The organism is Streptomyces sp. NPDC001515 (assembly GCF_053597115.1).
Window position 1 is genome coordinate 161,675 of record NZ_JBSFHN010000008.1, and the last position, 24,346, is coordinate 186,020.

The 24,346-nt window shown below is 73.7% G+C and carries 19 protein-coding genes; 8 read left to right on the plus strand and 11 right to left on the minus strand.

The window, feature by feature from the left end:
* Positions 1–30 precede the first annotated feature (30 nt).
* From ACWCXC_RS11750 to ACWCXC_RS11765, 4 genes are read left to right on the plus strand one after another with little or no spacing between them, the layout of a single operon-like run.
* Positions 31–1,695, plus strand: a complete 1,665-nt coding sequence (locus ACWCXC_RS11750) for a stealth family protein (protein ID WP_450683713.1) — start codon at positions 31–33, stop codon at positions 1,693–1,695.
* Positions 1,696–1,699: 4 nt separating this feature from the next.
* Positions 1,700–3,709, plus strand: coding sequence for a glycosyltransferase (locus ACWCXC_RS11755; RefSeq protein WP_450683712.1), 2,010 nt, complete (start codon positions 1,700–1,702; stop codon positions 3,707–3,709).
* Positions 3,710–3,748: 39 nt separating this feature from the next.
* Complete coding sequence (locus tag ACWCXC_RS11760) at positions 3,749–5,749, plus strand: glycosyltransferase (protein ID WP_450888334.1); 2,001 nt, start codon at positions 3,749–3,751, stop codon at positions 5,747–5,749.
* A 28-nt stretch (positions 5,750–5,777) separates the two neighbouring features.
* Complete coding sequence (locus tag ACWCXC_RS11765; protein WP_450888336.1) at positions 5,778–6,692, plus strand: UTP--glucose-1-phosphate uridylyltransferase; 915 nt, start codon at positions 5,778–5,780, stop codon at positions 6,690–6,692.
* A gap of 73 nt (positions 6,693–6,765) precedes the next feature.
* Here ACWCXC_RS11765 and ACWCXC_RS11770 read toward each other — a convergent pair whose 3' ends face one another.
* The 5 genes from ACWCXC_RS11770 to ACWCXC_RS11790 form a co-directional block, all read right to left on the minus strand.
* Positions 6,766–8,895: a 3-hydroxyacyl-CoA dehydrogenase NAD-binding domain-containing protein gene (locus ACWCXC_RS11770; RefSeq protein ID WP_450683709.1), complete on the minus strand. Its 2,130-nt coding sequence runs from the start codon at positions 8,893–8,895 to the stop codon at positions 6,766–6,768.
* On the minus strand, positions 8,892–10,118 hold the full coding sequence (locus ACWCXC_RS11775; RefSeq protein ID WP_385108348.1) for a thiolase family protein: 1,227 nt from the start codon (positions 10,116–10,118) through the stop codon (positions 8,892–8,894). Before ACWCXC_RS11775 ends, ACWCXC_RS11770 begins: the two co-directional genes overlap by 4 nt.
* Positions 10,119–10,398: 280 nt before the next feature.
* Complete coding sequence (locus ACWCXC_RS11780) at positions 10,399–11,673, minus strand: HRDC domain-containing protein (RefSeq protein ID WP_450683708.1); 1,275 nt, start codon at positions 11,671–11,673, stop codon at positions 10,399–10,401.
* Between the two features lie 153 nt (positions 11,674–11,826).
* On the minus strand, positions 11,827–12,489 hold the full coding sequence (locus ACWCXC_RS11785) for a helix-turn-helix transcriptional regulator (protein ID WP_018100712.1): 663 nt from the start codon (positions 12,487–12,489) through the stop codon (positions 11,827–11,829).
* Between the two features lie 274 nt (positions 12,490–12,763).
* Complete coding sequence (locus ACWCXC_RS11790; RefSeq protein WP_450683707.1) at positions 12,764–13,423, minus strand: DUF3000 domain-containing protein; 660 nt, start codon at positions 13,421–13,423, stop codon at positions 12,764–12,766.
* Positions 13,424–13,515: 92 nt separating this feature from the next.
* Here ACWCXC_RS11790 and hemE point away from each other — a divergent pair, with 92 nt between their 5' ends.
* Entirely contained in the window at positions 13,516–14,589 is a 1,074-nt protein-coding gene (gene hemE, locus ACWCXC_RS11795; RefSeq protein WP_450888340.1) for a uroporphyrinogen decarboxylase, read from the plus strand.
* Between the two features lie 23 nt (positions 14,590–14,612).
* On the opposite strand, the gene ACWCXC_RS11800 is transcribed toward hemE, so the two are convergent.
* Both ACWCXC_RS11800 and ACWCXC_RS11805 read right to left on the minus strand, forming a co-directional pair.
* Complete coding sequence (locus ACWCXC_RS11800; protein WP_450683705.1) at positions 14,613–15,998, minus strand: FAD-dependent oxidoreductase; 1,386 nt, start codon at positions 15,996–15,998, stop codon at positions 14,613–14,615.
* Between the two features lie 83 nt (positions 15,999–16,081).
* Positions 16,082–17,014, minus strand: a complete 933-nt coding sequence (locus ACWCXC_RS11805) for a DUF4349 domain-containing protein (protein ID WP_450888342.1) — start codon at positions 17,012–17,014, stop codon at positions 16,082–16,084.
* 136 nt (positions 17,015–17,150) lie between these two features.
* Between ACWCXC_RS11805 and hemG the strand changes: the two genes are divergently transcribed.
* The gene (gene hemG / locus ACWCXC_RS11810) at positions 17,151–18,647 is read left to right on the plus strand and encodes a protoporphyrinogen oxidase (protein ID WP_450683703.1); all 1,497 of its coding nucleotides are present in this window, start codon (positions 17,151–17,153) and stop codon (positions 18,645–18,647) included.
* A 4-nt stretch (positions 18,648–18,651) separates the two neighbouring features.
* Entirely contained in the window at positions 18,652–19,386 is a 735-nt protein-coding gene (gene hemQ, locus ACWCXC_RS11815; RefSeq protein WP_450683702.1) for a hydrogen peroxide-dependent heme synthase, read from the plus strand.
* A gap of 134 nt (positions 19,387–19,520) precedes the next feature.
* On the opposite strand, the gene ACWCXC_RS11820 is transcribed toward hemQ, so the two are convergent.
* From ACWCXC_RS11820 to ACWCXC_RS11835, 4 genes are all read right to left on the minus strand, one after another.
* Positions 19,521–20,306 carry a TIGR04222 domain-containing membrane protein gene (locus tag ACWCXC_RS11820; RefSeq protein WP_450888345.1) on the minus strand — a complete coding sequence of 262 codons (786 nt, stop codon included), beginning with the start codon at positions 20,304–20,306 and terminating at the stop codon, positions 19,521–19,523.
* 66 nt (positions 20,307–20,372) lie between these two features.
* Positions 20,373–21,407 carry a TIGR04222 domain-containing membrane protein gene (locus ACWCXC_RS11825; protein WP_450888347.1) on the minus strand — a complete coding sequence of 345 codons (1,035 nt, stop codon included), beginning with the start codon at positions 21,405–21,407 and terminating at the stop codon, positions 20,373–20,375.
* 5 nt (positions 21,408–21,412) lie between these two features.
* Entirely contained in the window at positions 21,413–22,717 is a 1,305-nt protein-coding gene (locus tag ACWCXC_RS11830; RefSeq protein ID WP_450683699.1) for a DUF692 domain-containing protein, read from the minus strand.
* A 108-nt stretch (positions 22,718–22,825) separates the two neighbouring features.
* On the minus strand, positions 22,826–23,593 hold the full coding sequence (locus ACWCXC_RS11835; RefSeq protein ID WP_450683698.1) for a peptidyl-tRNA hydrolase: 768 nt from the start codon (positions 23,591–23,593) through the stop codon (positions 22,826–22,828).
* Positions 23,594–23,664: 71 nt separating this feature from the next.
* Between ACWCXC_RS11835 and ACWCXC_RS11840 the strand changes: the two genes are divergently transcribed.
* Complete coding sequence (locus tag ACWCXC_RS11840; RefSeq protein ID WP_450888349.1) at positions 23,665–24,342, plus strand: AIM24 family protein; 678 nt, start codon at positions 23,665–23,667, stop codon at positions 24,340–24,342.
* Positions 24,343–24,346: the final 4 nt, after the last annotated feature.

The following is a 24,346-nucleotide window of genomic DNA, read 5'->3' on the forward strand; positions in this document are numbered from 1 at the left end:
CATCCATCCCTCGCAACGAAAGTGAACCGCGTGTTTGACATCTCCGGTCGAGAAGCGGCCGGCGGGACCCCCGCGGGCACCGGCCCCCGCCCGGAGCCCGCACAGCTGCGCAGGGGCCGCACCGAGCGGCAGGTCATCGTGGACATGCACAAGCGTGTCGCGCTCGTGCACGACCGGCTCACCCCGCTGTCCGCGCGCGAGCTGAACAACCTGGAGGTCCGCCGCGCCCTCGAAGCCGCGCGGATCGACTGGTTCGCCGTACCGGGCATGGACGACACCGCGTCCGCCGTCGGCGTCGACGCGCGGCTGCGCCCGCAGGCCCTGGCGGCACTGCGCGCCCTGCTGTCGGGCAGCAAGGGCTACCTCGCCCGGCCCAAGGCCGGAATGGCCCCCGGGGACGGGGCGTGGGAGGGCGGCGCGGAGAAGACCTGGGAGCGGGCGAGCGGCCTGAACGTCGTACGCGCCTTCTGGTTCCGCACCACCCAGGAGGGCCACCTGACCCACGGCGCCGACACCGGCTGCGACGTCGAGTTCTGGGAGCCCGCCGAGAGCGTCCCCGGCCAGGGGGTCGACCGCCTCGTCGCGCCCCGCCGCAACCGGGCCAGCGAGTACGTCACCCTGGACCATCCGCAGCTCGTCGTCCCCGGGGAGCAGATGACCCGGCTCGTCGGCCGGGCCCACGGCGCCGAGGCGCCCCGGCTGCGCCCCACGCGCACCCGGCCCGAACTGGACATCCTCTTCCCCGACGAGCACCCCTTCCCGATCGACGTCGTCTACACCTGGGTGGACGGCGACGACCCGGAGTGGCAGCGCCGCCGCGCCGAGAGCCGCGGCGAGGTCTTCCACGCGGAGGCGGCCAGCCTGGCCCGCTACGTCTCCCGGGACGAGCTGAAGTACAGCCTGCGCTCGGTGCGGATGTTCATGCCGTGGGTGCGCAACATCTACATCGTCACCGACCAGCAGACCCCGCACTGGTGGGCCCCGGGCGACGGCCGGGCCCGCGTGGTGGACCACCGGGAGATCTTCGACGACCCCTCCCACCTGCCCACCTTCAACAGCCACGCGATCGAGTCCCGGCTCCACCACATCCCCGGACTCTCCCGCCACTTCGTCTACTTCAACGACGACATGTTCATCGGCCGCACCCTCACGCCCTCGGCCTTCTTCCACCCGAACGGCATCTCCAAGTTCTTCCCCTCCCCGGCCCAGGTCCCCTACGGCCCGCCGGAGCCGGACGAGGTGCCCACCTCGGTCGCCGCCAAGAACAACCGCCGGCTCATCCAGCAGCGGTTCGGCCGCACCCTCGTCCAGAAGATGAAGCACGTGCCGTACGCCCTCAACCGGGACGTCCTCGCCGCGATCGAACGCGACTTCCCCGAGGAGCACCGGGGCACCTCCGCCAGCCCCGTGCGCAGCATCACCGACCTGTCCATCGCCTCCTCGCTGCACCACTACTACGGCTACTACTCGGGCTGCAGCCTCCCCGGCGACCTGCGGTACGGCTACTTCGCGCTGGACGACCCCGAGCTGGAGCACAAGCTGGAACTCCTGCTGCTGCGCCGGGACCGGGACACCTTCTGCCTCAACGACTCGGCCAGCGACCCCGCCGAGATCGAGCACCAGAGCGAACTGCTCCACCGGTTCCTGGAAGCCTTCTACCCGGTGCCGAGCCCGTACGAGAAGACGGCGGCCTGAGCCCATGAACATCGAGATCCTGGCCCACACCATGGCCACCGACTCCGCCGGCGCGCGGGCGGCCGCCCGTCTCGCCCAGACCCTCGCCACCGGCCACCGGGTCACCGTCGTCGCCGTGCGCGGTGCCCAGGCCGCCCACCCGGCGCTCCGGCTCCCCGAGCACATCGACGTCGTCGCCCTCGCCCCCGGGGTCGCGCCCGGCGACCGGGACGACGACGACACCTCCGAGCTGGTCATCGCCGGCGACCCCGAGTTCCGGCGCTACAACCGGGCCGACGACGGCCGGATCCGCAAACACCTCGCGGACAGCGGCGCCGAGGTGGTCATCGCGCTCAGCTCCGCGCTCGGCGCCGCCCTGGCCCAGTGCCGCACCCCGCACGCCCGGCGCATCGCCCGCCAGCCCGTCCCGGTCGAACGGTTCCCGGAATCGGTGCGCGACCGCTGGACCGAGCTCTACCGCGAACTGGACGCGGTCGTCCCGCTCACCCGGAGCGACGCAGCGGCCCCCGCGTACAAGGAACTCGCCGCGGCCGGCGTCGAGGTGCGCCACATCCCCGAGCCCGTCCTGCTCGCCGAGAGCCCCGAGAAGACGACGACGGGCGTGGTCGTCAGCGCGGGGCGGCTGGTCTCGCACCGCAGGGTGGACCTGGCGCTCCACGCCTTCGCCCGCACCCACGAGACCCAGCCCGGCTGGCAGCTGAGGGTCTTCGGCACCGGACCGCTGCGCCGCGAGACACGGGAACTGGTCACCGCGCTGGGACTCCACGACCGGGTCCTGCTCTTCGACCGGGAGGCAGGCGAGGAGGACTTCTACGACGCCGACATCGCCCTGGTGACCGCCGAGCGCCAGGACAGCGCGCGCCCCGCGCTGGAGGCACTCGCCCAGGCCACCCCCGTCGTCGCCACGGACGTGCCCCACGGCCCCGTCGAGGTCCTCGGGGACGGCCAGGGCGGCGGCCTGCTCGTCCCGGCCGGGGACGTCGACGCCACGACCCGCGCCTTGGAGCGCTACATGGCCGACGAGCAGCTGCGCGCCGTGCACCGGGGACACGCCCTCCACCTCGCCCGCTCCGCCTCCACGGAGCAGGTCGGGGACGCCTACGACGATCTGTTCACTGCGGTCAGGGCCGGGGTGCGCGGCCGGTGGGGCCAGCGCCGGCGGGCGGCCGGCGGAGCCCCCGCCGAGGAACGCCCCCGCCCCACCGCCGACTGCCGGATCCTCCCGAACGGACTGTGGGAGCTGACCCTGCGCGGCGTGTCCTCGGTGCGCACCGTCCGCGTCAAGGAGCAGGGCAAGGGCCGCCAGGAGGTCGTCGACGTCCCGGTCGAGGGCGGGGGCACCCGGGCCCGCCTCGACGTCCGCGCGCTGGCCGGGCTCGGTGAGGGCCGCGCCGACATCTACGCCGTGGACGGCAAGGGCCGGGAGCGCCGGCTGCGCTACGGGCGGTGCACCCTCGGCGGTGCCCGCGACGTCGGACACCTCGGCGAGCTGGAGCACTTCCACTGGGTCCTGCCGTACGCGACCGAGGGCGGCTATCTGCGTCTGCGCGTCTGGTCCCGGCCGAGCCACGCCGAACTGGTCACCGTCGAGTACGGCGACACGAGCCTGTGGCTCACCGGCTGGCTCCAGGGGCAGTGGCGGATCGGCGAGGAACCGCTGCTGCTCCTGCGCCGGCGCCAGGAGCCCGCCTGCACGCTGGCCGCCGGACGGGTCCGCTTCGACGGCGGCTGGTTCGGCGCGGAGCTGCGCATGGACGCGGCCATGCGGGCCCGGCTGCTGCTCCGCGAGAACTGGGACGTCCTGCTCACGGACGGCAGCGGCGGGGCGCCCGTCCGGGTCGGGCGCATCGCGGACGACCAGGTGGTCCGGCGCGACGTGCAGCGCTTCCCGGAGCTCGTGCGGGAGGAACCCGTCGACCTGTTCGGCCCCGACGTCGGCCGCGCCGTCGTCGGACTGCGCCCCTACTTCACCGCGGACAACGAACTCTCGCTCGTGGTGACCGAGCATCACTGACAGCGGTTCCCAGAACCCCGAGCATCCCAGAGGACAGTTGTGCGGATCTCCTTCCTGCTCCACAGCATCGACAACTTCGGCGGGGTACCCCGGGCGACCAGCAGTCTGGCCTCCGCGCTCGCGGTCCACCACGAGGTCGAGATCGTCTCGGTCTTCCGCACGGCGGACCGGCCCTCCTTCGCGCCGTCCGCCGCGGTGGCGCTGCGCTACCTGGTCGACCGGCGCGAGGGCGCGGCGAAGGACACGGGCGGCAGGCCGTCCCGGATCATGCCGAAGGAGGACGGCTGGGCCAAGCAGTACACCCAGGAGGTCGACGATCTGATCCTCGGCCACCTCGGCACCACCGGCGCCGATGTGGTCATCGCCGCCCGGCCGGGATTCGCCGCGTACTTCCTCGCCCACGGGCGGCACGGCTACGGGCGCGTGGTCATCGACCACGAGAGCTCGATGGTGCCCTCGCAGGAACTGCGCGAGCGCACGCTGGAGCTGTACCGCGAGATGGACGGCGTCGTCTGCCTCACCCAGGCCGACATGAACAACTACCAGCGACAGCTGGGCGCACAGGCGCCCCCGCTCGCCGCCATCGGGAACATCGTGCCGCCGCCGGTCCGGCACACCCCCGTGCGCGGCCTGCCCCTGATCGCTGCCGCCGGACGGCTCGTACCGCTCAAGGGCTTCGACACCCTGATCAACGCCTTCGCCCAGGTCGCCCCCCACCACCCGCAGTGGCGGCTGCGCATCTACGGCCGGGGGCCCGAGCAGGCGAACCTCCAGGACCTCGTGCACGCGCACGGACTGAGCGACGCCGTCCGCCTGATGGGGGCGCTGCCCGACCTCACCGCCGAGTGGGACAAGGCCGCGTTCGCCGTGAGCGCCGCCCGGCGCGAGTCCTTCGGCCTGACGCTGGTGGAGGCCATGCACCACGGGCTTCCGGTGCTCGCGGCCGACGCGCCCTTCGGGCCCGGGGAGATCGTCGTGCCCGGCCACAACGGCATCCTGGTCCCCCTCGGCGACGAGGACGCCATGGCCCGGGCGATGCGCTACCTCATCGAGCAGCCCGCCGAGCGGGAGAAGCTGTCCCAGGGCGCCTACGCGACGGCCCCGCTCTTCAGCGCGGAGCGCATCGCCTTCCGCTACGACACGTTCCTGCGCGACGTCGCGGCCTCGGTCCCGAAGGAGCGGACCGCCACCGCCCCGGCCGCCGTCCCCTCCGGCATCCCGGCCACGGTGCTGGTGCGCGGCGACGGGGCCATCGAGGTCGCCGCCGTGCTGCACCCCGGCACCGAGACCCCCGCGCTGTGCGTCACCCCGCGCAAGGCCGACAGCCCGCTGGCCCGGCTGACGGCGCTCGGCACGCAGGTGGACGAGACGACGGGGACGCTGCGGGCGGTGTACGCGGTCCCGGCGGAACCGGCGTTCCTCGCCGAGGGCCGGTACGACATCGATCTGGAGCTGCCGGACGGCGGGCGCCGGCCGCTCGCGGTGGAGAACGTCCACACCGGCGGCCTGCTGGTCCGCCGCATCCCGCCGGAGGGCCCCGCGTACTGGCCCTTCCCCTACCGCACCGCCGACGGCCACCTCTCGGTCTTCGTCCGGCACCGCGCCGAACACGCCGAAGTGGGGTCCGTCGTCGTCGGACCCGACGGCTGGCTCGTGCGCGGCACCCTGATCCTGCCGCCCGGCGCCGACACGAACGGGCTGCGGCTGACGGCCGTACCGCGCAAGGGGAGCGCCGCGAGCACCGTCTCCGGCCAGGTCTCCGTGGGATACGAGCGCTCCTTCGAGGCGCATCTGCCGTTCGCCGGCGTGGTCGCCGCCTCCTCGGGCGGCCACGACGACTGGGACCTGTGCCTGGAACGCGAACCGGGCCTGCCGCGCATCCGGCTGGCACGCTTCTTCGACGACCTCCTGGAACGCAAGCGGATCGACGTCTACCCCACCCAGCGCTGGCACCACCCGACCCAGGGGCCCTCGCGCGGACGGCCCTTCTACACCCCGGGCAACGAACTCTCCTTCACCGTCAGCCCCGACAAGTCCTGATCCCGACGCCTCCGGAGTACACGCGTTCATGCCCACGCACCACCGCCGCGCCCGCAAGGCCGTCATCCCGGCCGCGGGCCTCGGCACCCGCTTCCTCCCCGCGACCAAGGCGACGCCCAAGGAAATGCTCCCCGTCGTGGACCGGCCCGCCATCGAGTACGTGGTCGCGGAGGCCGTGCGCAGCGGACTCGACGACGTCCTCATGGTCACCGGACGCAACAAGCGGGCCCTGGAGGACCACTTCGACCGCGCCTACGAGCTGGAGCACCTGCTGGAGCTGAAGGGCGACCTCGGCCGGCTCGGCCAGGTCCGCGAATCGAGCGACCTGGCCGACGTCCACTACGTACGCCAGGGAGACCCGCTCGGTCTGGGCCACGCCGTCCTGTGCGCCGAACCGCACGTCGGCGACGCCCCGTTCGCCGTGCTCCTCGGCGACGACCTCATCGACGAGCGCGACCCGCTGCTCGCCCGGATGCTGGAGATCCAGGAACGGCACGGCGGCAGCGTCGTCGCCCTCATGGAGGTCCCCGACGACCGCACCCACCTGTACGGCTGCGCCGCCGTGACCCCGCCGGCCGGCGAGGACGACGACGTCCTGGCCGTCACCGACCTCGTCGAGAAGCCCGAACCGGGCACCGCGCCCAGCACTTTCGCCGTCATCGGCCGCTACGTCCTCGACCCGCGGATCTTCGCCGTCCTCCGCGACACCCCGCCCGGCCGCGGCGGCGAGATCCAGCTCACCGACGCCCTGCGCCGGCTCGCCCTCGACCCGACCCTCGGCGGCCCCGTCCACGCCGTCGTCTTCGACGGCCGCCGCTACGACACCGGCGACCGCGGCGACTACCTCCGCGCCGTCGTCCGCCTCGCCTGCGAACGGGACGACCTCGGCCCGGACTTCCGCGCCTGGCTGAAGGAATTCGTCCAGGAGGACGCCGTCCACTAGGACCTGTCTCGACCACGACGAGGGCCGTACGGGAAGATCCCGTACGGCCCTCGTCGTGGTGCCAAAGGCGGCGTTACGCCGGAACGCTCGCCACGCCCCGCTCCAGGAACTTCTTGCCGTTCACCCGCTCGGAGACGCCCTCGCGGTCCAGGTACGGCGTGATGCCGCCCAGGTGGAAGGGCCAGCCGGCGCCGGTGATGAGGCAGAGGTCGATGTCCTGGGGCTCGGCGACGACGCCCTCGTCGAGCATCAGGCCGATCTCCTGGGCGACGGCGTCCAGGACCCGGTCGCGGACCTGCTCCTCGGTGAGGACGGAATCGCCCTGCTTGAGGAGGGCGGCGACCTCGGGGTCCAGCTCCGGCTTGCCGGAGTCGTAGACGTAGAAGCCGCGCTTGCCGGCCTTGACGACGGCGGCCAGGTTCTCGGAGACGGTGAAGCGGTCCGGGAAGGCCCGGTGCAGGGTCTCGGAGACGTGCAGGCCGATGGCCGGGCCGACCAGCTCCAGGAGGATCAGGGGGGACATCGGGAGGCCGAGGGGGTCGATGGCCCTCTCGGCGACCTCGACGGGGGTGCCCTCGTCGATGACGTTCTGGATCTCGCCCATGAAGCGGGTGAGGATGCGGTTGACGACGAACGCCGGGGCGTCCTTGACCAGGACGGCGGTCTTCTTGAGCTTGCGGGCGACACCGAAGGCGGTGGCCAGCGAGGCGTCGTCGGTCTGCTCGCCGCGGACGATCTCCAGGAGGGGGAGGATCGCGACGGGGTTGAAGAAGTGGAAGCCGACGACCCGCTCGGGGTGCTGGAGCTTGGACGCCATCTCGGTGACCGAGAGGGAGGAGGTGTTGGTGGCGAGGATCGCGTGCGCCGGGGCGACGGCCTCGACCTCGGCGAACACCTGCTGCTTGACGCCGATCTCCTCGAAGACGGCCTCGATGATGAAGTCGGCGTCGGAGAAGCCCTCCGCCTTGTCCAGCACACCGGAGACCAGGGCCTTCAGGCGGTTGGCCTTGTCCTGGTTGATGCGGCCCTTGCCGAGCAGCTTCTCGATCTCGGCGTGGACGTAGCCCACGCCCTTGTCGACGCGCTCCTGGTCGATGTCGGTCAGGACGACCGGCACCTCCAGGCGGCGCAGGAACAGCAGGGCGAGCTGGCTGGCCATCAGGCCCGCGCCCACCACGCCGACCTTGGTGACCGGGCGCGCCAGGTTCTTGTCCGGGGCGCCGGCCGGGCGCTTGGCGCGCTTCTGGACCAGGTTGAAGGAGTAGATCCCCGAGCGCAGCTCGCCGCCCATGATCAGGTCCGCCAGGGCCTGGTCCTCGCGGTCGAAGCCGGCGGACAGGTCGCCGTCCTTGGCCGCGGCGATGATCTCCAGCGCGCGGTACGCGGCCGGGGCGGCGCCGTGCACCTTGGCGTCCGCGATGGCCCGGCCCCGGGCGACGGCCTGGTCCCAGGCATCCCCGCGGTCGACCTCGGGACGCTCCACCGTGACGGTGCCGTTGAGCACGTCGGCGGTCCAGACCAGGGACCGCTCCAGGAAGTCCGCGCCCTCGAACAGGGCGTCGGCGATGCCCAGCTCGTAGACCTGCTTGCCCTTGAGCTGGCGGTTCTGGTTCAGCGAGTTCTCGATGATCACCGAGACCGCGCGGTCGGCGCCGATCAGGTTCGGCAGCAGGGCGCAGCCGCCCCAGCCGGGGACCAGACCGAGGAAGACCTCGGGCAGCGAGAACGCCGGCAGCGCCTTGGAGACGGTGCGGTACGAGCAGTGCAGACCGACCTCGACGCCGCCGCCCATGGCCGCGCCGTTGTAGTACGCGAAGGTCGGCACGGCCAGGCCGGACAGCCGGCGGAAGACGTCGTGGCCGCCCTTGCCGATGGCCAGCGCGTCCTTGTGCTCCTTCAGCAGCTCGACGCCCTTGAGGTCGGCGCCGACCGCGAAGATGAACGGCTTGCCGGTGATGCCGACGCCGGTGATCGCGCCCTCGGCGGCCTCCTTCTCGACCTGGTCGATCGCGGCGTTCAGATTCGCCAGCGACTGCGGTCCGAAGGTGGTCGGCTTGGTGTGGTCCAGGCCGTTGTCCAGCGTGATGAGGGCGAAGCGGCCCGCACCGGCCGGGAGGTCCAGGTGGCGTACGTGCGCCTGGGTGACGACCTCGCCGGGGAACAGCTCGGCCGCCCCCTTCAGCAGCTCGGCGGTGGTGCTCACTTGTCGCCTCCGGCGTTCTCGAAGTGCGGGTTCTCCCAGATGACGGTGGCGCCCATGCCGAAGCCGACGCACATCGTCGTCAGGCCGTAGCGGACCTGCGGCTGCTCCTCGAACTGGCGGGCCAGCTGGGTCATCAGCCGGACGCCGGAGGAGGCCAGCGGGTGACCGTAGGCGATCGCGCCGCCGTACTGGTTGACACGGGCGTCGTCGTCGGCGATGCCGTAGTGCTCCAGGAAGGCCAGCACCTGCACGGCGAAGGCCTCGTTGATCTCGAAGAGGCCGATGTCCGAGATGGACAGGCCGGCCTTGGCGAGGGCCTTCTCGGTGGCCGGGATCGGGCCGTAGCCCATGACCTCCGGCTCCACGCCGGCGAAGGCGTAGGAGACCAGGCGCATCTTGACCGGGAGGCCCAGCTCGCGGGCGACGTCCTCGGCGGCGAGCAGGGAGGCGGTGGCCCCGTCGTTGAGCCCCGCCGCGTTGCCGGCCGTAACGCGGCCGTGGGCGCGGAAGGGGGTCTTCAGGTTCGCCAGGGACTCCATCGTGGTGCCCGGACGCATCGGCTCGTCGGCGGTGACCAGGCCCCAGCCCGTCTCACCGGCCTCCGCGTTGGTGCGGCGCACGGAGACCGGCACCAGGTCCTGCTGGATCGTGCCGTTGGCGTACGCCTTGGCGGCCTTCTCCTGCGAGCGCACCGCGTAGGCGTCCGCCCGCTCCTTGGTGATCGTGGGGTAGCGGTCGTGGAGGTTCTCCGCGGTCATGCCCATGAACAGCGCGGACTCGTCGACCAGCTTCTCCGACACGAAGCGCGGGTTCGGGTCCACGCCCTCGCCCATCGGGTGGCGGCCCATGTGCTCGACACCGCCGGCGACGACGACGTCGTACGCGCCGAAGGCGATGGAGCCGGCCGTCGAGGTCACGGCGGTCAGCGCGCCCGCGCACATGCGGTCGATGGAGTAGCCCGGGACCGACTGCGGCAGTCCGGCGAGGATCCCGGCGGTGCGGCCGAGGGTGAGGCCCTGGTCACCGATCTGGGTGGTCGCGGCGATGGCGACCTCGTCGATCTTCTTGGGGTCCAGGTCCGGGTTGCGTCGCAGCAGCTCCCGGATGGCCTTCACGACGAGATCGTCGGCTCGGGTCTCGTGGTAGATGCCCTTCGGGCCCGCCTTGCCGAACGGGGTGCGGACGCCGTCGACGAAGACGACGTCCCGGATGGTACGAGGCACGATGGCTCTCCTCCAGGGTGCGGGATGGCACTGCTGCGAGGCACGCCCGAAGGCGCGCCGCCCTCACATGCTACTAGCGGGTAACCAGACTGCCCAGTCCCTGCGCCGGGAGCGGCGAAGGTCACACACGGGAAACGGGCCGTGCGCCGTCCGGCCGGATGCGCGAAAGGGCCCGGACCGCCTCGGGGAGAGAACGGTCCGGGCCCGGTGCGTCCGCTGGGCGGACACCACGCGAACCTGGCGTGAATACGACCCTGACGGCGCATCCGCCCGGGCGCGCTCAGCCCTCCGCAGCGAGCGCGCGGACCAGGAGCGGGGCCACCTGTTCGATCTGCCAGTGCCGCGCGCCGTGTCCGGCGAGCGCGTCCTCGACGGTCTCGGGCGTCAGTCGCTTCGGCGGCTCCCAGCACACCCGGCGCACGGTGTCCGGAGTGATCAGGTTCTCCTGCGGCATGTGCAGCCGCTCGGCCAGCTCGGAGACGGCGGCGCGGGCGGCCGACAGCCGGGCGGCGGCCGCCGGGTCCTTCTCCGCCCAGGCCCGGGGCGGCGGCGGACCGGCCAGTGACTGGCCGGGCTGCGGAAGCTCCGTGTCCGGCAGCGCCTTGGCCCGGTCCACGGCGCCCTGCCACTGCTCCAGCTGGCGCCGGCCCATGCGGTGGCCGAAGCCGGGCAGCGCGGTCAGGGCGTGGGTGCTGGACGGCAGCGCGAGCGCGGCCTCCACGATCGCGGCGTCGCCGAGGACCTTGCCGGGCGAGATGTCGCGGCGCCGGGCGACCTGGTCGCGCAGGTTCCACAGCTCGCGGACCACGGCCATCTGCCGGCGGCGGCGGACCTTGTGCATCCCGGAGGTGCGGCGCCACGGGTCCTGGCGCGGGGGAGCGGGCGGCGCGGAGGCGATGGCCGCGAACTCCTCCCGCGCCCATTCCAGCTTGCCCTGGCGGTCGAGCTCCTCCTCCAGCGCGTTGCGCAGATCGATGAGCAGTTCGACGTCGAGTGCCGCGTAGCGCAGCCAGGGGTCGGGCAGCGGACGGGTCGACCAGTCGACCGCCGAATGGCCCTTCTCCAGGGAGTAGCCGAGGACGCTCTCGACCATGGCGCCGAGGCCGACCCGGGGGAACCCGGCGAGCCGTCCGGCCAGCTCGGTGTCGAAGAGGCCGGTCGGGGTCATCCCTATCTCGCGCAGACAGGGCAGGTCCTGGGTGGCCGCGTGCAGGATCCATTCGGTGCCGTGCAGGGCCTCGCCGAGCCCGGACAGGTCGGGGCAGCCGACGGGGTCGACCAGGGCGCTGCCCGCCCCGTCGCGGCGCAGTTGCACCAGGTAGGCGCGCTGACCGTAGCGGTAGCCCGAGGCGCGCTCGGCGTCCACGGCCACCGGGCCGGAGCCCGCGGCGAAGGCCGCGATCACCCCGGCCAGGGCGTCGTCGGTGGCCACCACCGGCGGAATGCCCTCGCGAGGTTCGAGCAAGGGGATCGGCGCCGGGGCGACGTCGTCCGGGGGGGCGCCCCCGGTGGTTCGCAGTGAACTGTCTGCTGCGGTCTCTTGGGCGTCGGTCACGTGTCAAGGGTATCCGGGGATGTGCGGCGCCCGTCGACGGAATGATCCGTTGACGGGCGCCGATGCATGTATTCCGGCCGGATCCGCATGGCCGCGGGCTGGCGGGGGTGCGGTGTCGTCGGGGCGGATGGACTCGTGGCCCGGGGGCCGGGGTCAGTGGATGATGCCCGTGCGCAGGGCGACGGCGACCATGCCGGCCCGGTCGCCGGTGCCGAGCTTGCGGGCGATGCGGGCGAGGTGGCTCTTGACGGTCAGGGCGGAGAGCCCCATGGAGACACCGATGGCCTTGTTGGACTGGCCCTCGGCGACGAGGCGCAGGACCTCCACCTCGCGGCCGGAGAGTTCCCGGTAGCCGCCCGGGTGGCTCGGGGTGCCGGGGGGCCGGCGGTGCATACGGGCGGCGGTGGCGCCGATGGGGGCGACACCGGGGCGGGCGGGGTGGCCGATGTTGGTACGGGTGCCGGTGACGACATAGCCCTTGACACCGCCCGCGAGGGCGTTGCGCACGGCGCCGATGTCGTCGGCGGCCGAGAGGGCGAGGCCGTTGGGCCAGCCGGCGGCTCGGGTTTCGGACAGCAGGGTCAGCCCGGAACCGTCGGGCAGATGGACGTCGGCAACGCAGATGTCGCGCGGGTTGCCGACGCGGGGACGGGCCTCCGCGATGGACGACGCCTCGATGACGTCACGTACTCCGAGGGCCCACAGATGGCGGGTGACGGTGGAACGGACGCGCGGGTCGGCCACGACGACCATGGCCGTCGGCTTGTTCGGGCGGTAGGCGACCAGGCTTGCGGGCTGCTCTAGGAGAACGGACACCAGGCCTCCTGGGGGAGTGGCGGGACGGCCGGCTCGGGGATGAAGCCGGGGCGAACCGTGCTTGAAGGGTCATTGACTCCTTCGGCAGGGGACCCCTGCTCCTTTAGGGGAAGATCACGATTTGGTGAGTAACAATTCGGGCAAATAGGACGCGCGATCGATTGTACGAAAAGAACACCGCTGGTGGGACGGGGTGACGTGACAGAGCGTCACACGGTCCGCCGACGGCACACACGGCCCCGCCGGCGGATCGCGAACCCGGCGATCCGGACCGCTACGGCGCCTGCGGGCCGCGCCGCTGCGGCAGCGTCACCACGGCCGCGTCCACCGGACCCGACGGCGGCAGCCCGGCGATCTGGCACAGCAGATCGCCCCACGCCATCAGATGCGCCCCCGTGTCCGGCACCCCGCCCCGGCCCTCGCGCGGCGTCCAGGACGCCCGGATCTCGATCTGCGTCGCCGGGCGCCGGGTCTCCAGCGCGCCGAAGTAGTGCGAGCCCGCCCGCGTGACCGTGCCGCCGGCCTCGCCGTACGACAGCCCGCGCGCCTCCAGCGCACCGGTCAGCCAGGACCAGCACACCTCCGGCAGCAGCGGATCGGAGGCCATCTCCGGCTCCAGCTCCGCGCGCACCAGCGTCACCAGCCGGAAGGCGCCCTGCCAGGCGTCGTGCCCGGCCGGATCGTGCAGCAGCACCAGCCGCCCGTCCGCGAGGTCGTCCTCGCCGTCGACGACCGCCGCCTCCAGCGCGTACGCGAACGGCGCCAGCCGTTTCGGCGGACGCGTCGGCTCCACCTCCAGCTCGGGGCGGAGCCGCGCCGTGCGCAGGGCGTCCACCGCCGCACGGAACGCGGGCGGGACGGATCCACCCTCCGCGCCGCTCTGCTCGCCGGCGCCGTCGGATTGTTCGGAGAAGTGTCCCTGAGCCGCAGCCATGCGGGGAAGAGTAGGCGGAACCGGAGCCCCGCGTCCGGAAGGACACCCGTGCGGCGGCGGGCTCATTGCGCGTACATGCGAAGATTCTGTACGTGAGCGCCATTGACCGCCCCTCGGGCCAGCAGACGACGACCTCCGCCCCCCACGACTCGGTGTTCCTGAAGGCGTGCCGCCGCGAACCCGTGCCGCACACGCCGGTCTGGTTCATGCGCCAGGCGGGGCGCTCGCTCCCCGAGTACCTCAAGGTGCGCGAGGGCATCCCGATGCTGGACTCCTGCACGATCCCGGACCTCATCGCCGAGATCACCCTGCAGCCCGTGCGCCGCCACAAGGTGGACGCCGCGATCTACTTCAGCGACATCGTCGTCCCGCTCAAGGCCATCGGCGTCGACCTGGACATCAAGCCCGGCGTCGGCCCCGTCATCGCCGAGCCGATCCGCACCCGCGCCGACCTCGCCCGGCTGCGCGACCTCAGCCCCGAGGACGTCCCGTACGTCACCGAGGCCATCGGCATGCTCACCGCCGAACTGGGCGCCACCCCGCTGATCGGTTTCGCGGGCGCCCCGTTCACCCTCGCGAGCTACCTCGTGGAGGGCGGGCCCTCCCGCAACCACGAGCACACCAAGGCCATGATGTACGGCGACCCGGAGCTCTGGGCCGACCTCCTCGACCGGCTCGCGGAGATCACCGGAGCGTTCCTCAAGGTCCAGATCGAGGCCGGCGCGAGCGCCGTGCAGCTCTTCGACTCCTGGGTCGGCGCGCTCGCCCCCGCCGACTACCGCCGCTCGGTGCTGTCCGCCTCCGCGAAGGTCTTCGACGCCGTCGCCCCGTACGGCGTCCCGCGCATCCACTTCGGCGTCGGCACCGGCGAACTGCTCGGCCTCATGGGCGAGGCCGGCGCGGACGTCGTCGGGGTCGACTGGCGGGTCCCGCTCGACGAGGCCGCCCGCCGCGTCGGCCCCGGCAAGGCGCTCCAGGGCAACCTCGACCCCGCCGTGCTCTACGCCCCCACCTCCGTCGTGGAGGCCAAGGCGCAGGAGGTGCTGGACGCCGCGGCCGGTCTGGAGGGCCACATCTTCAACCTGGGCCACGGGGTCATGCCGACCATGGACCCCGACGCCCTGACCCGTCTCGTCGAGTACGTCCACCGCAGCAGCGCCCGCTGACCCGCGCCCGGGGCCGGCACCGCTCAGACCGTGCCGGCCCTGCGCACCGCGGCCACCGTCTTGCGCGCCGCCACCAGGACCGGGTCCCAGACCGGTGAGAACGGCGGCGCGTACCCCAGATCGAGGGCGGTCATCTGGTCGACCGTCATCCCGGCGGTCAGCGCCACCGCCGCCACGTCCACCCGCTTCGCCGCCCCGTCCCGGCCGACGATCTGCACCCCCAGCAGCCGTCCCGTGCGGTACTCCGCGATCATCTTCACCGTCATCGGCCGCGCCCCCGGGTAGTAGCCCGCCCGGCCCGTCGACTCGACCGTCGCCGTGACGAACCGCAGCCCCACCGCGCGGGCGTCCTTCTCCCGCAGCCCCGTCCGGGCGATCTCCAGATCGCAGACCTTGCTCACCGCGGTGCCGACCACCCCGGGGAACGTGCCGTAGCCGCCGCCCACGTTGGACCCGATGACCTGGCCGTGCTTGTTGGCGTGCGTGCCCAGCGCGATGTGCCGGGTGCGGCCCGCCACCAGGTCCAGGACCTCCACGCAGTCACCGCCCGCCCAGATGTCCTGGTGGCCCACGACCCGCATCGACAGATCGGTGAGCAGCCCGCCGTGCGGCCCCACCGGCAGACCCGCCGCGCGGGCCAGCTCCGTCTCCGGCGCGACCCCGATGCCGAGCACCACCACGTCCGCCGGATACGAGCCGTTCGCCGTCTCCACGGAGCTCACCCGGCCGTCCGCCCCGGTGCGGATCGCCGTGACCGCCGCCCCGTTCACCGTCGTGATGCCCAGCCCGGCCATCGCCTCGCCGACCAGCCGCCCCATGTCCGGGTCGAGCGTCGCCATCGGCTGCTCGCCCCGGTTGAGGACCGTCACCTCGAAGCCCCGGTTCAGCATCGCCTCGGCCATCTCGACGCCGATGTACCCGGCGCCGACGACGACGGCCCGCCGCCTCCCCTCCGTGCGGTCCAGCGAGTCCAGCAGGGCCTGCCCGTCGTCCAGGGTCTGCACCCCGTGCACCCCGGGCGCGTCCGTCCCCGGCAGCTCCGGGCGGACCGGGCGGGCGCCCGTGGCGATCACCAGCTTGTCGAAGCCCGTCCAGTACGTCTCGCCCGAGTCCCGGTCCCGGGCGCGCACCCGCCGGCCCGCGACGTCGATCTCCGTCACCTCGGTGCGCATCCGCAGATCGATGCCCCGGGCCCGGTGCTCCTCGGGCGTACGGGCGATCAGATCGTCCCGCTCCGCCACGTCGCCGCCCACCCAGTACGGGATGCCGCAGGCCGAGAACGAGGTGAAGTGACCGCGCTCGAAGGCGATGATCTCCAGTTCCTCGGGACCCCTGAGCCGGCGCGCCTGGGACGCGGCGGACATGCCCGCCGCGTCGCCCCCGATGACCACCAGTCGTTCCGCCGCCATGCCCGTACCTCCGCGCCCGTCCGAAAAGGCCCACGCTACGGCGCCGGGTAACCCGGGGGCGCGGCGGCGCCCCCGGGACGCGCTCATCCGCCGGCCGGCGGCGCCGCCTTCCGCTTCCGGCGGACGGCGAACCGCCACAGGACCAGTGCGGCGGCGGCCGCGGCCAGGAACGGCGCCGAGGCCCCCACGGCCATCGCCAGCCACCGCAGCATCGTCGTGAAGGCGTGCCAGCCGCCCGCCAGGGCGTCCAGGAACCCGGGATCGTCGTCGGACGCGGCGGCCGGGGACTCCGGCTCGATGAGGTCGAGGGTGACCGTGGCCATCGTGGTGCGGTCCTTGAGAGAGGCCTGCTGGGCGAGCAGCGACTCCAACGCGGCCTGGCGGCTGCTCAGTTCGCCCTCCAGGGCGACCACGTCGGTGAGCTTGTCGGCCCGGTCCATCAGCGCACGCACCCGGGCCACGCTGGAGCGCTGGGTGGCGATCCGGCTGTCGGTGTCGACGACCTGGTCCGTGACGTCCTTCGCCTCCGAGGTGCGCGACAGCAGCTTCCCGGCCCCCGACAGCTCCCGCAGCACCCGGTCGTACGCGTCCTGCGGGACGCGCAGCACGAGATGCGAGGTGGAGCGGTCGCCGTCCACCCGTTCGGTGCTCTCCTCGGCGACCAGCCCGCCCGCGTTCCGCGCCACGGTCCGGGCGCTCGCCGCCGCGCGGGAGGCGCTCTTCACCTCGACGGACAGGGACGCGGTGCGGATGACGTGGGTGGCGGCCGGTTTCGGCTGCTTCCGCGCCGTCGAGCCGGCCGCGCCCTTCCCGGAACCGTCCGCCTCCCCGCCGGCGGCGTCGGCCTTGCCCCGGGCCTGGGACGACAGGGCGGGTCTGTCGGCGCTCCCGCCGGCGTCGTCGGAGGCGGCGCCGCAGCCCGCGACCGCGAGGGCGGCGGCGAGCAGTCCAGCGGCGAGCGCGAGACGGGAGCGGCGGGCGGCGGACGCCGGCGGGCCGGAACGGAGGTCGGGCACGGGATGCATAACGGTCCCCCCAGGACAGGTGGTTGATGGTGCCGGTTCGACGGATGAGGGGGCGTCACCGGTTTCGTCCCCGGGGTTGCGAAGCGGTCACGTTCAGGACTCGGACAGGGTTTGAGAGAGTGGGGGCATGCAGCGTTCAACACAGCGTGCGGACCGGGCCCCGGCCCATGTGGTCGTCATCGGCGGCGGCATCGCCGGACTCGCGGCCGCCCACCGGCTCCTCGGCAGCGGTCTGCGGGTCACCCTCCTGGAGGCGACGGCCCGGCTCGGCGGCAAGCTCATGACCGGTGAGGTCGCGGGCGTCCGGGTCGACCTCGGCGCCGAGTCCGTGCTCGCCCGCCGCCCCGAGGCGGTCGACCTGGCCCGCGCCGCCGGCCTCGCCGACCGGCTCCAGCCGCCCGCCACCGCCACCGCCGCGCTCTGGACGCGCGACGCCCTGCGCCCCATGCCCCAGGGCCATGTGATGGGCGTCCCGGGCGATCCGGCGGTCCTGGGCGACGTCCTGACGCCCGAGGGCCTGGCCCGGATCGCCCAGGAGCGCGAGCTGACCCCCACCGCCGTCGGCGAGGACGTCGCCGTCGGCGCGTACGTCGCGGACCGGCTGGGCCGCGAGGTCGTCGACCAGCTCGTCGAACCGCTGCTCGGCGGGGTGTACGCGGGCGACGCCTACCGGATCTCGATGCGCGCCGCCGTACCGCAGCTCTTCGAGGTCGCCCGGGGCGCCGGCTCGCTCCTCGACGGCGTCGCCCGGATCCAGCGGGAAGCGGCCGCCCGGCGGCTCACCGGTCCGGTCTTCCAGGGCATCGAGGGCGGCATCGGCACCCTGCCGGGGGCCGTCGCGGACACCGTGCGCGCGGCCGGCGGGGAGATCCTCACCGAGACCCCGGTGCTGGGCCTGACCCGTACCGCCGACGGCTGGGACGTGCGCACCGACGCCCGGGTGATCGCCGCCGACGGCATCGTCCTCGCCGCCCCCGCCTGGTCGGCGTCCACCCTGCTCGCCGCCGAGTCACCGGCCGCCTCGGCCGAGCTGGCGGGCGTCGAGTACGCCTCGATGGCGCTGGTCACGATGGCGTTCACGCGCTCCGACGTGGCCGGGCTCCCGGCTTTCCAGGGGCGCTCCGGCTTCCTGGTGCCCCCGGCCGAGGGCCGCACGATCAAGGCATCCACGTTCTCCACGCACAAGTGGCAGTGGGTCGCCGACGCCGCCCCCGGGCTCTTCGTGCTGCGGACCTCGGTGGGCCGCTACGGCGAGGAGGACCATCTGCACCGCGAGGACGCCGACCTCGTCGCCGTCTCGCTGGCCGACCTCGCCGACGCCACCGGACTGACCGCCCGTCCCGTCGGCACCGAGGTCACCCGGTGGATCGGCGGACTGCCCCAGTACCCCGTGGGTCACCTCACCCGGGTCGCCCGGATCCGCGAGGAGGTCGCCAAACTGCCCGCGCTGCGCGTCTGCGGAGCGGTCTACGACGGCGTCGGCATCCCCGCCTGCATCGCGAGCGCGCGGCGCGCCGCGGACGAGATCGCCCGGGACCTCGGGGCCGTCCGGACGGCGGACGGCGACGAGATCACCGCCACCCCACCCCTGGTTCAGGGCACAGGGAGCGAGGCGGGACAATAGCCGTATGAGTGCTCCTGAGACTGCGACATCCAGCAAGAGTCCGAACGCCGGGAAGAAGGCGAAGGACCTCAACGAGGTCATCCGCTACACGCTGTGGTCCGTGTTCAAGCTGCGCGACGTCCTGCCCGCCGACACGGACCGGGCAGCCGTGGCCGGCGAGGTCCAGGAGCTGTTCGACCAGCTCGCGGCCAAGGACATCACGATCCGCGGCACCTACGACGTCTCGGGCCTGCGCGCCGACGCCGACATGATGATCTGGTGGCACGCGGAGACGGCGGACGAGCTCCAGGAGGCGTACAACCTCTTCCGCCGCACCCGGCTGGGCAGGAACCTCGAACCGGTCTGGTCGAACATGGCGCTGCACCGCCCCGCCGAGTTCAACAAGTCGCACATCCCGGCCTTCCTCGCCGACGAGAACGCGCGCGACTACGTCAGCGTGTACCCGTTCGTGCGCTCCTACGACTGGTACCTGCTGCCCGACGAGGACCGCCGCCGGATGCTCGCCGACCACGGCAAGATGGCCCGCGGCTACCCCGACGTGCGTGCCAACACCGTCGCCTCGTTCTCCCTGGGAGACTACGAGTGGGTGCTGGCCTTCGAGGCGGACGAGCTGTACCGCATCGTCGACCTGATGCGTCACCTGCGGGCCTCCGAGGCGCGGATGCACGTCCGCGAGGAGGTCCCCTTCTTCACCGGCCGGCGCAAGTCGGTCGCGGACCTGGTGGCCGGGCTCGCGTAGCGAGCGGGACCCGGTCACCCCAGCCCGGAAGATCAGACGGCGGACCGAGCGGCACCACGTGCCGCCCGCCGCTCCAGCGACACCGGGTTCGGCTCACGGTGCGGCGCGCCTCCGGCGCGCCGCACCGGTGTCGTTCACGGGACGGCGCGGGCCGTCCGGCCGGTGAGCGCGGCCCGCAGCGCCGGGTCGGCGACCGCCGCCACGCCCCGTACGGCGACCGCCGCCAGCACATCGCCCTCGGGCCCGGACGCCGCGAGCCGGCGGGCGTCCAGCAGCCGCTGCCCGGCCGGTGAGGCCCAGGGACTGTGCGGGCCCGATTCGATCCGGGCGATGAGCAGACAGCCCACGGTCAGCACCAGCGGCATCGCGAACCAGACGGCCACCGGCACCTGCGATCCGGTCGGACGCGCCCCCTCGATGGGCACGGTCAGCGCGGCGGCCCCCATCACGAGCACCAGCGCGGCGGCCCGGCGCACCGCGTGCACCGCCGCGGCGATGTCCGATCCGCCGCCCGGCAGGGCCAGGCCCGCGGCGACGAGCCGGTCCGCGAGCGCCCGTACCGCGTCCGCCGTCGCGGCCGCCGCCCGGACCGGCGGTATCGGCGACTGCCCCTGCGGCCCGATGGCACGGATCACCGTGCGCTCCATGTCGTCCCGGCCCTCCGGATCGACCACCGTGGCCCAGCCCGTGTGGGCGAGCAGCAGCCGGCGGCGCAGATGCATGGAGACGAGCGCGAGATCGGCCACCCGGTGCGGGCCTCCGGCCAGGAACGCCGTCTCGTACAGGCTAAGTTCGGCCCGCGTGGTGGTGCGCGGCGCGGGTTGCGAGGGGATGGCCGGCCGGGCGGTGGCCAGACAGAGGCGGATGCAGGAGACGGCAGCCGCACCCCACGCGACCAGCAGGAACAGAACCCAGAGCATGTCCGATTTCTATGCGACACGCGCATTTCGCGCCATGGGCTGTTCACCATGCGGACGCCGGAGCGCTCAGGAACCGCCGCCGCAGCTCGATCCGCAACTGCTGCCGCCCCCGCAGCTCGACCCGCCGCCGCCACAACTGGACCCGCCGCCCCCGCAGCTCGAACCGGACCCCCCGCCGCAGCCCGACCCGCCCCCGCACCCCGAACCGCCGCTCCCCGAGGAGCCGCCGCAGCTCCCGCCGCCCGGCGCGGAGCCGGCGCACCAGACCGCCGGGGCGAGCAGCAGCGCCGAGGAGGCGTCGTGGGACGACGGAGACGACGGGGACGGTGTGGAGCCGGAGCGCCGGGGCGCCCCGGCCCCGGCGCGGGCCGCCGTGAGCAGATGCGCGCGCAGCACCGGGTCGGGGTGGGCGCGGGGCCCGGCCGTCGCCACCAGATGGGCTGCGCCCCCGCGGCCGAGGTGGGCGGTTCGGAACGCGGCGGCGGCCCGGCGCCCGGCCCGGGTTATCCGGGAGCGCGCGACGGCCGCCGAGGCCAGGCCCACGACGCTGCCGGCGACCAGGGCGGGCAGCACCTTGAGGACGAACGGGACACCCTCGTCCACGAAGCCGTCCGAGGCCATCCACTCCGCGACGGTCAGCGCGAACGCGACGGGCAGCGCGAGCAGGCAGAGCACCCCCTGCGTCGTCCCCCAGCGCTGCTGGAGCCGGTGCGAGCCGGGGACCCGGAGCAGCCCGCGCGCCGCGAGGCCGTCCCCGATCTCCTGGACGGCGGGGTGGCGCATCACGGCGTCCCGCAGCGCGTGGAGCGCCCCGTTCGGCGCGGCGGCGTGCGCGTGGAGCACGGCGCGCTCCACCGGGTCGTGGGCGACGGCCCGCCGCACCGCCACGATGCCGGGGCCGCCGACGAGAATCCGGCCGTCCTCGCACATCGCGGCGAGCGCGGCGTCGACGACCCGTCCGGGGCCGCCGCCGAGGAAGGCCGCCTCGGCCGGATCGTGGACCGGGCCGCCGGACGGCCGGCGGTCGCGGACGAGCCCGGTGACCAGCAGCACCGAGGACACGGTGACGGCCAGCGAGAACAGCACGGCGAGCGTCGTCATCCCGTTCACCGCCCCACCAGCACGGAGCGGGCCGCGCGGGCCAGCCGGACGGCCCGGCCGGGCGGCCGGGGACCGGAGCGGTCCCGCCACCACGCGGTGAGCCGGCGCCGCGCCGCGTCGTCCGCCGGCCGTCCGGCGATCAGCAGATGCTCGGCGAAGTCCAGCGCGTCGCGCCGGTATCCGCCGGACATCGGCCGCGCCCCCGCGTACGCCAGGAACGCCTCCCGGTAGCCGCGCCCCAGGATCTCCGGCAGCTCCGGCGCCACCTTCGCCACCACATCGGCCCGCTTCGCGGCCAGCGCCCGGCTCTGCACCCCGAGCCGGCGCCGGTCGAAGCCCTCCGGGGCGGGGGTGCCCGCGACCAGGGCGGAGAGCAGCGCGGTCTGGGCGACCGCGAGCCGGTCCCGTACGGCCTCGGACGGTGCGGCGGCGGACCGCGCGGGGGCCTGCCGCACCGTCCCGCGCGCCGGGCCGCCCGGCCCGTCGGCCCCGGCCCGGTCCAGGACCGCGCGGATCGCGTCCAGTTCACCGGCGAGTTCGGCGGTGGGCGGGAAGGCGTCGTCGCGTTCCAGGAGGACGCCGGGCGGGGAGACCCGGGAGCGCAACTCGGCCAGCACGTCCAGGACCGGGGCGGTGACGGGGTGGGCGTGGGTGTCGTGCCAGACGCCGTCCTTCTCGACGCCGCCCGCGACATGGACGTACGCCAGGGAGTCCACCGGCAGCGCGGCCAGCGCCTCGGCCGGGTCCTCGCCCCGGTTGACATGATTGGTGTGCAGATTGGCCACGTCGATGAGGAGCCGCACCCCGGTGCGCTCGACCAGCTCGGCCAGGAACTGCCCCTCGGTCAGCTCCTCGTCCGGCCAGGAGACCAGCGCCGCGATGTTCTCCAGCGCCAGCGGCACGGGCAGCGCGTCCTGCGCGATCGCCACGTTCTCGCAGAGCACGTCCAGGGCGGCCCGGGTGCGGGGGACGGGCAGCAGATGCCCCGCCTCCAGGGCCGGGGAGCCGGTGCGGACGCCGCCCGCCCGGACGAACGCGATGTGCTCCGTCACCAGGGGTGCCTCCAGCAGCGCGGCGCGCTCCGCGAGAGCCGCGAGCCGGCCGGGGTCGGGCCGGTCGGCCCCGCCCAGCCCCAGCGAGACGCCGTGCGGCACCACGGTGACCCCGCGCTCCCTCAGCCGCACCAGCGCGTCGGGCAGGTGGTCGCCGCAGAGGTTCTCCGCGACCGCCTCCACCCAGTCGATGCCCGGCAGCGCCTCCACCGCCTCGGCGATCTCCGGCCGCCAGCCGATGCCGATTCCCAGGTCCATGCCGTCCCCCGTCTCCGTTCCGTGCAGGGGTGATGGCCCCGCGACACGCCATCGAATCCGTGAAGGGGGACGTTCAGAGCATGATTTGAGGTTCCGCCGCCCGGCCGCTCAGCGCCGCAGCGCCGGATGGTCGGCGACCACCGTGCAGGAACCGGGGGCGATCTCCGTGAACCCCGCGTCCCGGACCACGGGAAGCCCGCTCACCGTCAGCTCCTTCCAGCGCACTGGGTCCGGGGTGGCGACCGAGAGCGGGAAGCCGGCCGCGCGCCAGGCCGCGCGCTCCGTGTCGGACAGCTCCCACCAGGCGAGCTGCGCCCCGTGCCCGGCCTGCGCCATCTCCTTGCCGGCGGACATGCCCAGCTCCGGGTTGAGCCAGAGGACCGGGCCCGAGAGGTCCGGGGCGGCGGGCGGCTCCGGATCGTCCAGGTCCGTCCCCGAGACCTGGAGCTTCGCCAGCTCCTTGGGCCAGCCGTTCAGCGGGACCGGAGGATAGACCCGCACCTCCGCCTCCTCGCCGGTGACGGTGATCCCGGGCAGCGCCGCTGCCTTGCGCCACTCGGCGCCCCGCGCCCGCCGGACCACCTTGCGGATCCGGGCGTCCTGCCAGTCGCGCATCGCCCGCGCCCACTCGCCCTCGCCCACGGAACGCTCGTCGGAGAGCATCACCAGCACCGCGCGGGCGGCCGTGCGCAGCGCGTCGGTGCGCGCCGGGGGCGCCGTCTTCTCGATGTGCACGACCAAGGGCAGGACGTACTGGGGTGCTTCGTCCCGGTCCGTCCGTTCGGTGCGGAACGGGCTGTCCTCGGACAGGCCGGCGGAATCGGCCGCGGGGGAGGAGGTGCCGGACGCGGGGGAGGAGGTGTCGTTGCTGCTCACCTGTCCAGTCTGCCAGCCGCCCGTCCCGGGCTTCTTGGCGGAATGAAACCCTCCGGGCGAGGATGCACGCCATGAAGAGCGATCTCTTTTCCAGTGAGCACATGGCTCAGCAGGCGACCGTGCCCGGCATGACCCTGCAGAACCCCAAATCGGTGAAGTACGCAATCAACGGCGAGATGCACGCCCGCCAGGGATCGATGATCGCCTTCCGGGGCAATCTCCAGTTCGAACGCAAGGGCCAGGGCATCGGCGGCATGCTCAAGCGGGCCGTCACCGGCGAGGGGCTGCCGCTGATGGCGGTGCGCGGCCAGGGCGAGGCATGGTTCGCCCACGAGGCGCACAACTGCTTCATCGTGGACATCGAGCAGGGCGACGCGCTCACCGTCAACGGCCGCAACGTGCTCTGCTTCGATCCCACGCTCGCCTACGAGATCAAGACCGTGAAGGGCGCCGGCATGGCCGGGGGCGGGCTCTTCAACAGCGTCTTCACCGGGTACGGCAAGCTCGCCCTGATGTGCGAGGGCCACCCGATCGTCATCCCCGTCAGCCCGCAGCAGCCGGTCTGCGTCGACACCGACGCGGTCGTCGGCTGGAGCGCCCACCTCGCCACCTCGCTGCACCGCTCGCAGAGCGTCGGATCCATGCTGCGCGGCGGCTCCGGCGAGGCCGTCCAGCTGCGGCTGGAGGGCGAGGGCTTCGTGATCGTGCGGCCCAGCGAGCTGAAGCCCGAGAAGGCGTCGTCCAACTGAACCG